Origin of the sequence: Flavobacterium sp. 103, from assembly GCF_003096795.1 — a bacterium.
Lineage (GTDB): Bacteria > Bacteroidota > Bacteroidia > Flavobacteriales > Flavobacteriaceae > Flavobacterium.
Genome location: NZ_QENX01000001.1, coordinates 1,726,751 through 1,742,688 on the forward strand (window position 1 = coordinate 1,726,751; position 15,938 = coordinate 1,742,688).

Genomic DNA, 15,938 nt, shown 5'->3' on the forward strand with positions numbered 1-15,938 from the left:
TCTCCCTTTTTTATTATAAGTTTAAAAATCTATTCAACAATAATCTTAGAAACACCTTTTCTATCTCCATCCACAACCGTAACGATATAAGTTCCTGTTGATGCGTTCTTCAATTGAATATTCTGATTGAAATCTCCAGTATTTTCAAACTCTTTCTGGTATATTTTTCGACCTAACATATCGGTTACAAAAACCTTGATAGCTGTCGTATTGGAACTTGAAAAACGAATATTAAAATCTCCTTTATTTGGATTAGGATACAACACAAAATCATTGATTTCAAAACTTGGTATTGCCAAAGTAGTATAAGAACTTGAACAAATCTGTATAGATGCCGAATTAATTGTACCTGTATCATTGGCGTTAGCATCTCTAAAACGTAGCGTCCATGTTCCTCCTGGATTTTCCCCATTAAAAGCAGACAAAACTCCTGCCGGAACGACCGTTTGACTCGCAGTTGAACCACAATTCAAAGCCCCACCCAAATCATCATAAGTCAAAACCAAACTACTATCGGTAGCGCCACAAGACTTATCAAACAATTTCACAATAGTTCCTTTTGGACTCTTCAATTCAATTTGAACATCGGATATATAAGTATGGGTAAAATTAACACTAAAATTAACATCTGTAATTTCCGAAGTCGATGCTGGGACCACAATAGTTTTCTCAGTGTAAGCAGCTACATTGTCGGGTATAGGGTATGATCCTGCAAAAGCATAGGGATTACAAGAAGTCGCCACACTATACCCCAAAGCAAAAGGCTTACCATTTACGGCATAAAAAACATTCCCTGTTGGTTGTATCAAAATTCTACAATTCTTGGCAGCCGTTGTTGGTGCAGTAATCACTTCAGAACCATCATTTGGCGTATTGGTTGCCAAAAAGGTTGGAAAAGTCAAACCTCCATCGGTAGATAATTTAATATTCACATTCGTCGCTCCCAACAATAAGTTACTACTATTTACGCTCCAAGTTATCGTTTGTGACGAGCCCAACACCCAACTGGAATCAGAGATATTTTGCGAAGTTACTGCAAATGGCCCTTTATTTTCATCAACAGTAAGTGTCATCCCGTCCGAATTGGTTTGAGCAGATGCTGAAACTGCATTATCTCGCGCAGTGAATACAAAACTCAAATTTCTTGCCACAGATGGAAGTGCTTCCCAAGTAGTAACCAATTGACCAGCCAACACTTTACTAAGAGTTGGAAAATAACGATTGGTAGCGCTACTAGGCAAAAATGACCTAAAATTAGGGCCATTGGCTTTTGTTGCAGAAGCGATACTATTCGCATCACTTTCACTATTGGTAGCCGAGTCATTTTGTTCCCAACAATAAGTCATTATGTCCCCATTAGGATCTGAAGCCGAACCATTCAAGACAAAAGGAGTACTTTTTGGAATAGTGTAATCAGCTCCAGCATTGGCAGTTGGTGTTTGATTACTCAATGTCGTACTAACTGGACATGATTTAGATGCCAAATTACTCTGAATTTGAGAAATACTGGCATAGGCAAAATAATCATCCGATTGACTTTGAACATCATAATTGGTAATTCCTGCATATCCCATAATAGTTGAGCCACTCCCGGGTTCCACGCTTGTTCCAGTTCCTTCCACACTATACGAAAAAGTATGTGTTGCACCTATTTGATGCCCCATTTCGTGAGCCACAAAATCAATATCAAAAGAATCACCTTCTGGTTTACTGTCTGATGGTGAAGTATAGGCACTACCTTTTCCTGCAGTATAAACTGGTGTTGAGTCTGTATTTGTTAATGCATCACAAACACACCCGATACAACCTGCATCTCCGCCTCCTCCAGAGCCTCCAAATAAATGGCCAATATCATAATTGGTTTCACCTATTTTGGTGGTAATTGTTTTTTGTACTTCTTCATTCCAAGTTCCAGGACAGTTGTTTCCGGTACAACCTGCAACTACCTCTACACCTTGAGCCGCATTCGAGTAAGGATCAGTAAGAGGATCAGTGAAAATTATATCAGTATCATTGGCAATAATTATCAATTTCACAGCCAAGTCTCTATTAAAAACCCCATTTACCCTTGTCATTGTAGCATTCATCCCAGCCAACGCATTAGCAACTGTACCACCAAAATATTGGGCATATTCCCCGGTGCAGGAAAGCGCCAATCGCATGGTTTTAAAAACACCATTACTTGATTTTACTTGACTTGTTTTCTTCGTCAGATCCTTACTCAGTTCGACATCCCTTGTTTTACAGGTTAAAGGCAAAACTCCTTTACTCCTATTTTTTGAAGTAGAAACCGCATACATCGATTTATTTTCTGGCAATGCATCAATAAATTCAGAACCACTGTCACCTCTTAAAATCATCGTTTGAATACCGCTTGGTGAAACACTAAAACTAATGAACGCCTTTGGGTCAGTAATTCCCGTTCCTGAATAGGCACGAATTTCTGGATATTTTGCCTGCAATTCAGGAGCAAAATTAGAAGATTCCACTACAGTAAATTGTTCTATTTTACCGGCACTATTCGGAATTGCAACAGCTATACTTTTGGCCAATGATGCATCCGAATGAAGCGTTTCCAGTGATTGTTTGAATTCGGCCACGTTTAAGGTGTACAAAGGCTGATGCTCCAATCCGATATCTCCCTCCTGTTTTTGAGAAATCCCCCTTTGGGAAGAACCCACTACTGACCAAGATGATCTGGCTTGAGAAAACCCAACAAAACTTACAGTTAATAATCCTAAACAAAATAGAAATCTATTCATATGCTGATATTTATTGTTTTTTATCGGTCATATGTAATTCGCATATCTTCATTGGTGTTTGCGACCAATTTACATTCATGCTCATTTCATATACTGATAATGTGTGTTTTGAAGTATGAAACTTCATTTATATTTATCTCACCTGCCTCTATTTCGTTTTTCGCATTTGATAACCCGAACCAATAGATGAACAAATAAAACATTTTCAATTGAGGTCCATTTTCGATTATATAAATCCAAAATTGATACACAAAATTAATTCATTTACAATAGAATATACAACGATTTGAAAAACGATTTGAAAAACATAACAATTACAGTAGGTTATAATACTTAATTTGAAGATTTATTAACATAATGAACATTACAATTAATAAACCCGTTGGGTGAAATTCAATTAAAAAATGAACCACACAGATACATAGATTTAATATCAAATCATTTAAGAACGAATAGAAATAGCACTATTTTTCACATAGATTGACTATGTAAATAGTAAAACGTCTATCAAGTTCTTTTAAAAACTATAAATTCTATGTCTCTATGTGTTTAAAAATAATTGCACCCAACGGGTTACAATTAATAAAAATAGAAACTTCTTATTCTTCTTTTTAAAATAGATAGTATAAATTTGCAAAATATTTAAAAATAGGTACTTTGAAAATTTTTCATTCTATAAACGATTTCCAAGTTGCATCTGGGGATAATGCAAAAAAAACAATTCTTACGTTAGGAACCTTTGATGGTGTTCATTTTGGACATAAAAAAATACTGGAAAAAGTCACTCAAAACACTGAAAACGAAAAATACGAAAGTTTGGTACTTACTTTTTTCCCTCATCCTCGCATGGTTTTACAAGAGGATTCGGATATTAAAATGCTCAATACAATAGACGAGAAAATAGAACTTTTGGATAAAATAGGCATCCAAAATTTAGTTATTCATCCCTTTGACGAAAGTTTCTCCAGATTGACTGCGGAGGAATTTGTAAAAAATATCCTTGTTGACCAATTTCATATCCATAAAATAATAATTGGTCATGATCATCGATTTGGGCGCAATAGAACTGCCAATATAGATGATTTAAAAGCTTTTGGGAAACAATATGATTTTGAGGTGGAAGAAATTTCAGCTCAGGAAATCAAGGAGGTATCTGTAAGTTCCACAAAAATAAGACAGGCTTTAATCGAGGGTAATGTGGCTTTGGCCAATGAGTTCTTGGGTTACAATTATTCATTAACAGGAATTATAGCCAAAGGAAAACAACTGGGCAGAACTATTGGTTTTCCTACTGCCAATTTAAAACTGGAAGAAAACTTCAAACTCATTCCAAAAAACGGTGTTTACATTGTCAAAAGCATTATAAACTCAAAAATGGTGTTGGGAATGATGAACATAGGTTTTAACCCAACTGTTGATGGCAAAAATCAAACTATCGAAATCAATTATTTTGATTTTAATGAAGATTTATACGATCAAAAAATCACCGTTTCCATATTGGAAAGAATCCGTTCTGAAGAAAAGTTTGATTCGGTTGCGCTTTTAAAAGAGCAATTGGAAAAAGACAGAAATACAGCTTTGGCATATTTTAAAAAACAATAAATTACTATTTACTTTAAGAATAAGTATGCTCGATTTGGGCAAGACCAATCTATAATTATCGTTGAAAAAATAAACCAAACGTCTTGGTCTCGAGTGAGGGATAAGAGCAAGCTACCGAAGTAGCGCGGATAGCCCGACACCATAAAGCAAAGGGACCAAATCATCGGCATGATTTAGTCCCTTTGCTTTATGGTGGCACTCCCACACGAGCTTTAGCGAACTGACGCAGTAAACGATTTTACAAGCTATTAATTCACATTACTTTTCAAAAATGCGGACATAAAACTCTTCTGCAATTAATTACATCGATTTCGTTTATTTTTTGTAAATTTATGTCAACATATCTGATTTCCAAATACATATTGAATTTCTAACTTTTAAAAAACTACGCCATGAAAGTAAAAAAAGAAATTAAAAACGGGTTCTTCATCTTTATATCAATAGGAACCTATTTTCTTTTAATGGAATTTTTGGGTTTATCCAATATTTTCTATTTGAGGTTGATGAATGTGTTCTTCGTTATATATGCCGTAAATGACACGTTGCGCTCAAGGGTTTCCCACGGCAAGACAAAATTTGTACCCAATATATTGGCTGCCTTAACCACTTGCTTAATCGGTGTTGTTTTATCTGTTGTTGGACTACTGGTTTACAGCTATATGAGAGGTGGCGATGCTTATATCCATAATTTATCGGAGAGTTTTTTATTCGGTGGCCATCCTTCCATCAATATGTATTGCTTTTCATTGTTTTTCGAAGGAATTGCCTCGTCAGTAATTGTAACTTTGCTATTAATACTTTACTATAACGACAAATTTATAGCCGATTAAACTCCTTTTTTCAAACTATTCACAGTAAGTCTTTTTAAGCCTTGCACATTGCTTCTTTAGAACAATTTGATTACTTTTGGGGCATCAAAATAAAGGATCGATGAGTATCACAAAACACAACTGGACGAAAGAAGAAATTATTGCTATTTATAATAAACCCATGATGGATTTGCTTTTTGAAGCAGCTACGATCCATCGGGAACACCACGACCCAAACGTGGTTCAGGTTTCTACTTTGGTTTCCATTAAAACTGGTGGCTGTTCTGAAGATTGTGGCTATTGCCCACAAGCAGCGAGATACAACACAGGGGTTGAAGGAAATGATTTAATGTCAGTAAACCAAGTCAAAGCACAGGCTCTTAGAGCCAAATCTGGCGGTTCTTCCCGTGTATGTATGGGAGCCGCTTGGAGAAACGTAAAGGATGGTCCTGAGTTTGACCAAGTTTTGGAAATGGTTCGTACTATTAACAAAATGGATATGGAAGTATGTTGTACCTTGGGTATGATTACCGAAAACCAAGCTCAACGATTGGCAGAAGCTGGTCTTTACGCTTACAATCACAACTTAGACACTTCAGAGGACTACTATAAAGAAGTTATCTCGACTCGTGGATTTGAAGATCGTTTGCAAACTATAGAAAACGTTCGTAAAACCAGTGTTACGGTTTGTAGCGGAGGAATTATTGGAATGGGAGAAAGCATAGAAGACAGAGCAGGAATGCTTGTGGCACTTTCCACTTTAAACCCTCAACCGGAATCGGTTCCGATCAATGCTTTAGTAGCTGTAGAAGGCACTCCGATGGAAGATGAAAAACCGGTGGAAATTTGGGAAATGATTCGAATGGTTGCTACCACGAGAATTGTAATGCCAGAAACTCAAGTCCGTTTATCAGCTGGAAGAATGAATATGAGCCGCGAAGGGCAAGCCATGTGTTTCTTTGCTGGAGCCAACTCTATTTTTGCCGGAGACAAATTACTTACAACACCAAATCCTGATGTTAATGAAGACATGAAAATGTTTGATTTATTAGGCTTAAAACCTCAAAAACCATTTAAAAAAGCAGCACAGCGACCAACTGTTGAAGCAGTAGATTCACAATTTGAATCACTTGGTGAAAAACCAAAATGGACTAGACCAGGTCATACGATTGAAAAAAACTTGGAAGCATCCATAAAAGGAAAATAAATCTTTTTATCAGAATAGTAAAACCTCATTTTCGACATGAAAATGGGGTTTTTTAGTTATTTGACATAAATTAAAAAAGGATTTTATCAATGCGACTGATACTACTGCCAAAAACCGTTTTTACAATTAAAATTTGATGCTTTGGAATTAAATCTGAGATAACAAATTGCTCTTTCTCGATATTACTCTTTTCATAAAGCAATCTTCCTCTCAAATCAAAAACCAATATTTTACCAATATTTCCGTTAAACGAACTGATTTTTATTTGATGGTTATTAACAGACACAATAACTGATTTATCTTTTTTATCAAAAGATGGATTTTCTAATGTTGGATCCAAACCACTTACCGGAGGAATTTCTATCACCGGAGGTGTTACAACAATCAGTGAATCAACCATCACTGGAGGTTCTGCAACTACCTGAGGCACAATCACTACTGGAAGCTCTACAGCTACTGGTGGTGTTACAACAATAGGGGGCTCGACTACCACAGGAGCCGTAACCACAACCGGAGGATCTACAACCACTGGTGGTGTTACAACAACGGGTGGCTCTGTAGCTACTGGTGGTTCAACTACCACTGGAGGTGTTACAACAATGGGGGGCTCGACTACCACAGGAGGCGTAACCACAATAGGAGAATCTACAGCCACTGGAGGTGTTACAATAACAGGTGGATCTACAACAACTAATGGCTCAACTACAACTGGAGGTTCGACAACAACCGGAGGCTCAACTACCACAGGTGGAATTACAACTGGCGTATTGTCTTTGTAACGCAACACAAAACGATCATTAAAAACCCCTACCGCTGTAGTGAATGAATAAGGTCCGTCCTTTAAATTATGAATGACATTAGTCACTTTATCTTCAACAAAAACAGGCTGTGTAGCCAAAAGCCCGTCTACTTCGTCAATGCTTATCGTAAAAGCTCCTTCGATAGTCGTTTTATAACCCAATGGCACTTTATCCGTTTTGTCAAATGGAACCGCACGCCCCTGAATCACAAAATTGGTATTTTCATTGATACTGTAAAAATCAATGAATTTGTTGCTGTCTTGTGATTTTCCATCAAAGACACTATCAAAACCATTGGTTGCCCCTGTGGCATAACCCACTAACATTTGCTTGAAAGCCCCTTCTGTATTGGTTAGATTCAACCAAACTCGATGTTTCTCAATGGCAGCAGTTTTGGAACTAGTCCCTTTAAAAAATTGAGCGTTTTTACCTGAAGTCCCTACACGCATGCCATTGTTAAAAACAACAGGCCCTACTGCAGTAGCACTTTTCACAAAGAAAGATTGTCCCGCCGCTATATATCCTAAAGGCTTATTAAGAATTTGTTCTTCTCCGGCATCCATAACACCGTTCCCGTTTGCATCCACAAAATTACCACTGGTTCCAACTCCTCCTAGATAATTATAAGAAGCATAATCCGTTCCCGAATACTTCAAATTAGTAACAGCTGTATTGTGTGTCCAAAAACGAATCGTTCCCTCTAGTTTGGGATTATTGATACTGTTTTCCAATAAAAAAGCATCTGCACTCATCGCCGATGGATATGGATTTCCGATCAGGTTACTATAACCCGTTGGATCAATTGACAAGGTGTAAGCTCCATTGTTAGGAATCCCTTCAAACTGTACCGGCTGAATATAAGTAGCTGCCACTGGATTTGGCCAAAATTGCGGCTTCGGAACACGAATAATAAATCCTTTTCCTGGAGGATTCATGGTGTTTGCTGCCGGCTCAATCACCCATTTATTCATCGAATAACTCATGTATTTATCCGATAAAGTATTAGGAGATAAAACATTTAGCACTTGATCCTGTACCGGCGACGACCAATACGTATAATCAAAATTCTTCATCGGCGTAGTTTCTCGCTTGTAGACAATTTTTCCGGTATTCACTGCGGCATTATTTATCTGAATAAAACTCGAATTATTCTCGAAAGTTAGTATGCCACTACCCATTACATCCAATCCATTTTCAAGCTTTAAAACTACGCCAGAATCTACATGGACTGCAATACCCGAATCTACTTGACAAGAACAAGCTTCTAGAGTCGTATTTACATTAAAATCACTTAAAAACCGTACGTTCTTGGTCGCATCAGGAATACCATTAGACCATGTCCCATCATAAATAGTTTCTGGTGGAGCTACTTTTATAGTATTGGAAAAACTACTTGTGGCACAACTATTGGCTGAACGCAATCGAACATAATAAGTTTTCCCTGCTGTCAATCCTCCAACAGTTTCGGATAAAGCATTTGCTAAGTCTTTATTTTGATAGCCTGCAAGATTATTCATAAAACCAGAATCAGTAGCCACATCGATAAAATAATTTGAAGCTTGTAAAGAAGCTGACCAATTCAACGCAAAAGAAGTCGATGAACAGCTAAGACTTGTTTCCGGCAATATAGGTATTTGTGGAGCTGCACAAGATATATTACCATTAAATTGAAAATCATTAACACTAAAAGTCCCTGTTCCCATATTGGCTGCCCAACCATATAATCTAAAGGTAATGGAAGAAGCTACATTTTGAAATTCAGTAGCAGACAAAGAAACTGTTGAACCCGTTGCCGTAACAACACCTATATCTGATGTAAAATTATCTAGACTGGAACGAAAAGCAAAAAGAGTGGGGCCATTTATAGACACTTGTCCTGTATATACAAAACTAATAAAATCAATTTTTTTATCTGTATTTGGAATTAGTGTAAACTCAAAATAAGCATTAGGATCTAACACATCCGATTTCCAGCCTCTGCCATTATACCTATTATTTGTATTTATACCATATATTCCAGTACCTCTACCAATACCGCTAACCGTAATATTTGGATCTACAATTTGTCCAATAATGTAAGGATTTGATTCATCAGGATTGACTCCATTGATAGGATTATCAAATATAGATTGTCCAAAAATTAAAATAGGTGAAGAAATAAAAATCAGCAAAACGAAAATTTTTTTTTTCATAAACATAATATTGAATTAATCCCATAAAAACAATAACACAATACTAAAATAAGAATTATATTATAATGTATTTATAATTTTTAATTTAATTTCTTACATGAAAACAAATTACTCCTCGCGTGCCAATGATAAATATCGCCTCGGGTATCTTAATTTATATTAACTATTTTGAAATCATTAAATACTAAAAACAAAAAAATCCCATTCTGAATAACCAGAATGGGATTGCAAATTGTAGTATATATAGATTAATTTTTAAAGATAATTTCTTTCGTCACCCACTTACCGTTTACCAATTGGGTCACAACAATTAAAAATTGATCACTTGAGGTTAAATTCTGAATAATAAACTCATTTTTATTCACATTGTCATTCTTGTAAAGCAACCTTCCTCTCAAGTCATAAACCATCAACGTGGCAATTGTTTCATCGAAAGAGTTAACTTTTATTTGACGATCTTTCACCGATACAATAACCGATTTATCTTTTTTCTCGAAAGATGGATTTCCCAAAGTCGGATCCAAACCACTTACCGGAGGAATTACTATCACTGGAGGTGTTACAACAACTGGTGGATCAACTACTACTGGAGGCGTAACTACAACAGGAGGAACAACCACAACTGGAGAATCTACTACCGGTGGTATTACAACAACTGGTGGTATTACAACAACTGGTGACTCAACCGACACTGGAGGTGTTACTGCAATCGGGGGATCTACAACAACAGGAGGCACAACCACTACTGGAGGTTCTAAAACTACGGGCGGTGTTACAACGACAGGAGGTTCTACAACAACAGGAGGCGTTATGACAACAGGAGGCACAACCACAACCGGAGGTTCTACAACTACTGGAGGTTCAACCACTACTGGAGGAACGACTACAGCCGGCGGTGTTACAACTGGAGTATTATCAGTATAACGCAACACAAAACGATTATCAAAAACTCCCGCAACAGTAGTGAATGAATAGGGTCCATCCTTTAAATTATGAATGACATTGTTCAATTTATCTTCAATAAAAACAGGCTGCGTGGCCAGAACTCCGTCTACTTTATCAATGCTTATCACAAAAGTTCCTTCTAATGTCGATTTATAACCCAACGGCACTTTGTCCGTTTTGTCAAATGGAACAGCACGTCCTTGTATAATATAATTGGCATTATTATTAATACTGTAAAAATCAACGTATTTATAACTGGTACTAGACGCTCCGTCATAAGCATTATCGGCTCCATTGGTAGCACCTGTAGCATATCCTACCAGCAATTCTTTGAAAGCTCCTTCTGTATTGCTTAAACTCAACCAAACGCGATGCTTCTCAATTGAAGTCTTCTTTGATTTTGTTCCTTTAAAAAATTGCGAATTATCTCCTGAATGAATAACTACTCGCATACTATTGTTAAAAACTACGGGGCCGGCTCCAGCACTTTTTACAAAAAAAGATTGGCCTGCCGCTATATTACCGGAAGGTTGTTCACCACCGGTAACCGCCGCCGTGCCCCCTGTCAAATTATAAGAGGCATAATCCGCACCAGCATATTTTTGGTTCGCTATACTCGAACTATGCGTCCATAAACGAATGGTTCCCTCTAGCCTAGTATTATTGACACTATTTTCCATTAAAAAGTCATCGGCACTCATAACCGATGGATATGGATTCCCGATCAGGTTACTATATCCTATTGGATCAATTTGCAAAGTATATACGCCATTATTTGGAACTCCTTCAAACTGTACCGGCTGAATATAAGTAGTTGCCATAGGGTCTGGCCAAAATTGAGGCTTAGGAACACGTATAATAAATCCCTTCCCTGGACCATTCATAGTGCTTGTAGCTGGCTCAACTACCCATTTATTCATCGAGTAACTCATGTACTTATCAAATAAAGTATTCGGAGATAATACATTCAGAACTTGGTCTTTTACCGGTGATGACCAATACGTATAATCAAAATTCTTCATTGGTGTCGTTTCCCTCTTGTAAATAATTTTTCCGGTATTAACAGCACCATCATTCAACTGAATCAAACTTGCATTGTTCTCGAAAATTAAAATACCTCCATTAGTTACCGCATTGGTGATTGTCATTGTATTTCCGCTAGGGATAGTTACGGTAAAGCCAGAATTCACCTGACACGAACAACCCTGAATATCCCCAGTTAAGCTATAATTACCATTAAAAACAAGACTTTGAGATGTTGTAGGTGTTCCTGCAGACCAAGAAGAACCATTCCAAGTATTGGTAGTAGTTGCATTTATTGAAACAGCTGCAGATGACAATGATGAACAAGTGCCATTTGAAACGGTATAATAATATGTCCCTGACGATAAGCCATTCACAGTATAACTCGTTCCAGAATAGGTAATATTTCCAGGATTAAGTGTCCCAGAAACGGGTAATCCCGTTAACAAAACAGAGCCAATATTTACAGTACAGCTGGGTTGCACAATCGGACCGACTGTAGGTGCTGCAGGAATTGCATTTACGACAACCTGAACTTCATTTGAGATTATAGAACTGCCACATGCTGGTGTTGATGTACAAACTACAAACCAGGTACCCGGAGTTAAATCAACTCCTGTTGGAGTATAAGTTGATCCCGTAGCTCCTGATATATTCGTAATAGTTCCGCCTGAAACAGCACGTTTTCCCCATTGATGAGTAATTGCACCGCCGCCTGTATCTGTAATTGTCAAAAGAGTTCCAGATCCATTGGCACAAATAGATTGCCCACTGTTTGGCAGAACACTGGCAGCCGTTAAGGTAGGTGTAACGGTAACCGTACCAATTGTTGAGTTCACGGCACAACTTCCACCATTTTTTACAACTACTCTATATTGAGTAGTACTAGTCAAATTTGCAGCGGTATATGTTGTTGTGGTAATGCCTATAGGTGTAACTATGGACACAAAATTATCGGTAGATGATTCCCAACTTTGAATAGTACCTGTATAGCCAGATAGTGTAAACAAAGTACTATTTGTGCCTGAACAAACCGTTGCGCTACCCCCTAAAGTTCCTCCTACACTTGCGGTAGCAACTACTGTTACAGCAAGATTTCTCACAGCGCTAGTCCCACAACTATTTACAGCCGCAACACCAATATTCCCGCTTTGTCCAGATGTACCTGTAGTCACAGTAATACTTGTGGTACCGGCACCTCCTGTTATAACCCAACCTGTTGGGACTGTCCAGTTATATGTTGAAGCATTGGTAACAGCAGCTATGCTGTAAACTTGTCCCGTCAATGAAGGACATTGAGGAGTTGTACCTGCTATAATACCCGGTTGTGCAGGTGTTGCAGGCAAAGTAGCATATGTTCCTGTAGCTGAATCTACACTGGTACCGCAACCATTTACAGCGCGAATCCTAAAATAATAAGTAATGCCTGCTGTTAGACCCGTTACATTGTAAGCTATCACATTTCCAACGTTCAAATTATTATAACCTGCTACAAAACTCGCAAAAGTATTTGAGGTAGAAACATCTAAACGGTAGCTAGTCACATTACTTGATGCAGTCCAATTGGCTGTTAATTGATTACAAGTAGCTGCAGAACCAACTGGAGATAAAGGTGCTGCCGCTATTCCCGGACTGGTTGTTATCGAAATGACATTACTCGTATAAGTACAACCCGAAGTAGCCGTACTTGAACCAACCACAACTCTTCTATAATAAACAGTGACATTTAAAGTTGTTGTTGTAACAGCAACCGGAGTATAATTTTGTGATGTTGCTCCTGCTATATCTGTCCATGTACTATTATCTGGTGACGATTGCCATTGAAAATTGATAGTTGGATTGGCAGTCGCTCCATTATAAGTAAGTGTTCCTGTGATAGCATTCGGAGTTGTTCCACTACAAAGCAATGCAGGATTTGGAGCCGTTATTGTATTCTGACTTACAACAAAAGGAGTCAAACTAAAACCTACAACATTCCCTCCTCCATTTTCGTAATAATCAAAAACCAAATCACTATTCCCATTCAAATAGATCAAAACGCTGCCGTAAACTGTATTTCCTTGATCTTTCCAAGCATCAAAAACCAATGCACCATCCACATACAAACGAATTCCGTCATCACCATTCATTGTAGCAATATAACAACCAGCAGGTTTAGTCGATTTCATTCTATAACGCACTGCAAATTTATCCGCATAAATATTGGTTCTATTAACCCCATTACTATATGTCTTAAAACATGAGGGATCACCTCCAAAACCTTGAGCTATAGTTTCTGCACCTTCATTATAATAACCTACATAATTCGCATTTACAAAAGGGGAACTTGCTGCTAGTGCCGATGGCGATGCTCCTCCTGGGGGCACCCCTCCCGTCCAATTATAAACATGGCCCACCCATGTATTAGTTCCAACTGCTGTTTGCAAATCTAAAGTATTCCCTACGCTAATTAATTTTAATTGTAAAGATCCTCCTGTTGCTCCACTATTTGAACAATCGTTACTAAACAACACAACATTAATCGATCCAGAAAATGTAGCCTTCCAAGTAATCGACGTTCCTGTTGGCGCCGATGAAAATGCCGTCGGGCTTACATTGTTATTGGTTGAAGCATCCAAAATATTTAAACTTTCATTAAGCCCAGAAAAAACATCCCCTACAGAAAAAGTATACGTAAAACCCTGAACCACATCAAGAGTAACATATTGTCCTGAATTAACAGAGGCCGTTGCAATAGTATTTAAAGTTAGGCTGTCTACGCATATTTGATAAGTTCCTGCCGATGTTGTAGGCACAAAAGCGGATGTTGTAAAAGATATAGTTCCTGAGCTCGCCGTCGTATTACATCCATTCATAGCACGAACTCTATAATAATAAGTAGCAGCCGGAGGTAAATTAGTAATAGTGTAAGTAGTTACATTACCAACATTTAAATTAGAATAAGAAGGCAAAATAATGGTAAAACCAGAATCTGTAGCCACATCTAATAAATAACTCGATGCGTTAGTAGATGCTGACCAATTGGCAACGACTTGAGAACAGGTTACGCCAGAAACTGTATTGGCTACAGGAACTGTCAAAGTTCCCACTGGACTTGTAGTAACAAGAATTGAATTACTATTATAAACACAACTTGAGGCTGTTGCCGCTACTGCCGAAACAACTCGCCTATAATAAACGGGTACATTCAAAGTTGTTGTGGTAGTGGCTGGCGGTGAATAATCTTCTGATGTAGCTCCTGCAATATTGCTCCACGTAACATTATCTGACGAAGATTGCCATTGAAAATTTATTGTTGGGTTAACCGTTGCTCCATTATAAATAAAAGAGCTTCCATCAATTACACCAGGTGCAAAACCGCTACAAACTGAAGAAGGTGTTGGCCCAGTTATTGAATTGGTACTCGCTACAAATGGCACCATTGTAAAATTTACATCATTACTTCCGTTTTTTTCATAATATTCAAGCAACAGATCACTATGACCATTCAAATACACCAAAATATTATCATAAGTAGTGGCCGATTGTTGTACCCATCTATCAAAAACCTTAACACCATCCACTGTCAAACGAACTCCATCATCTCCTCTTACAGTCACCAAATAACATCCTGTTAATGTAGATTGCATTCTATATTTAACCGCAAAAGTATCTGTTCTAAGGGTGGCCGGAACATCATTGGCCGTATATGGAAAACACACATCGTTACCTCCATAATTTTGAATAAAATTTTGTGTTCCTACATTAAAATATCCTAGATAATTGCCAAAAGCATTAGCATCACTAGGAGGTGAAGCTACTGCATTCGAAAAATTATAAAGATGACCTACCCAACTATCGATTCCATAAGTAGCTGGAGAATCGGATATGTCATTTCCGCCGGTATAAGTTATAGTAATCGTATCAGCACTCGAACTTGATGCACAGCTATTACCATTATTATTGAATTGAACATACAAAACGCCCGTAAAACTAGCGGTCCATCCTAGAGAAATGGCTGTATTATTCGCTGTTGAGATAACAGTTGCAAGACTTACTCCTGTTGCACTACTGTCAAATAAAGTTATCCTTTTTATAAATCCCAAATCGGTATTTGTCGTTTTTATAGAATATGTATAGCCTTTCGTAACATTTACAGCAACATAAGAACCCACAGTCACTCCTGTAGTAGCTACTTCACCAACATTTGGAGCAATAACTTCAGTATTATAACAAATGGACTGAACGACACCATTAAAAGGCTGATTTGCAAAAGTACATTGGGCAAAACTGATGTTTTTAGATAATAATACGAAGAAAAATAAAGAAAGTAATTTTAATTTCATAGAGTGGTCTAATATGTTTTTTACTAATAAACCTACTTCCAATCAGTTGGTATTAATATTAGCAATATTGGACAAATATAAAACTAATTAGTAATGATTTATCGACAAAAACAATCTTTATTCGCTAAACAATTGTTAATTCAAAAAATAGTAAGTTTTTATTTCTTTTATAGAAATATTAAAACTCAAACGAAATACTTATTCAATTCATATATAGTTATTTAACTTGATAAAAAAATCCCACTCTGAATAACCAGAATGGGATTTTAAAAA

At 37.3% G+C, this 15,938-nt stretch carries 6 protein-coding genes; 3 read left to right on the forward strand and 3 right to left on the reverse strand.

The window, feature by feature from the left end; all coding sequences use genetic code 11:
* Positions 1-29: 29 nt before the first annotated feature.
* Complete coding sequence (locus C8C85_RS07070) at positions 30-2,762, reverse strand: reprolysin-like metallopeptidase (RefSeq protein WP_116796442.1); 2,733 nt, start codon at positions 2,760-2,762, stop codon at positions 30-32.
* 657 nt (positions 2,763-3,419) lie between these two features.
* On the opposite strand from C8C85_RS07070, the gene C8C85_RS07075 reads away from it, so the two are divergent.
* From C8C85_RS07075 to bioB, 3 genes are all read left to right on the forward strand, one after another.
* On the forward strand, positions 3,420-4,364 hold the full coding sequence (locus tag C8C85_RS07075; protein ID WP_116796443.1) for a bifunctional riboflavin kinase/FAD synthetase: 945 nt from the start codon (positions 3,420-3,422) through the stop codon (positions 4,362-4,364).
* 392 nt (positions 4,365-4,756) lie between these two features.
* Positions 4,757-5,194: a hypothetical protein gene (locus C8C85_RS07080; RefSeq protein WP_116796444.1), complete on the forward strand. Its 438-nt coding sequence runs from the start codon at positions 4,757-4,759 to the stop codon at positions 5,192-5,194.
* A gap of 100 nt (positions 5,195-5,294) precedes the next feature.
* On the forward strand, positions 5,295-6,380 hold the full coding sequence (gene bioB / locus C8C85_RS07085) for a biotin synthase BioB (protein ID WP_116796445.1): 1,086 nt from the start codon (positions 5,295-5,297) through the stop codon (positions 6,378-6,380).
* Between the two features lie 70 nt (positions 6,381-6,450).
* On the opposite strand, the gene C8C85_RS18360 is transcribed toward bioB, so the two are convergent.
* Together C8C85_RS18360 and C8C85_RS07095 are read right to left on the reverse strand one after the other, a co-directional pair.
* Complete coding sequence (locus tag C8C85_RS18360; RefSeq protein WP_133243375.1) at positions 6,451-9,372, reverse strand: T9SS sorting signal type C domain-containing protein; 2,922 nt, start codon at positions 9,370-9,372, stop codon at positions 6,451-6,453.
* A 248-nt stretch (positions 9,373-9,620) separates the two neighbouring features.
* Positions 9,621-15,665: a fibronectin type III domain-containing protein gene (locus C8C85_RS07095; protein ID WP_116796446.1), complete on the reverse strand. Its 6,045-nt coding sequence runs from the start codon at positions 15,663-15,665 to the stop codon at positions 9,621-9,623.
* Positions 15,666-15,938: the final 273 nt, after the last annotated feature.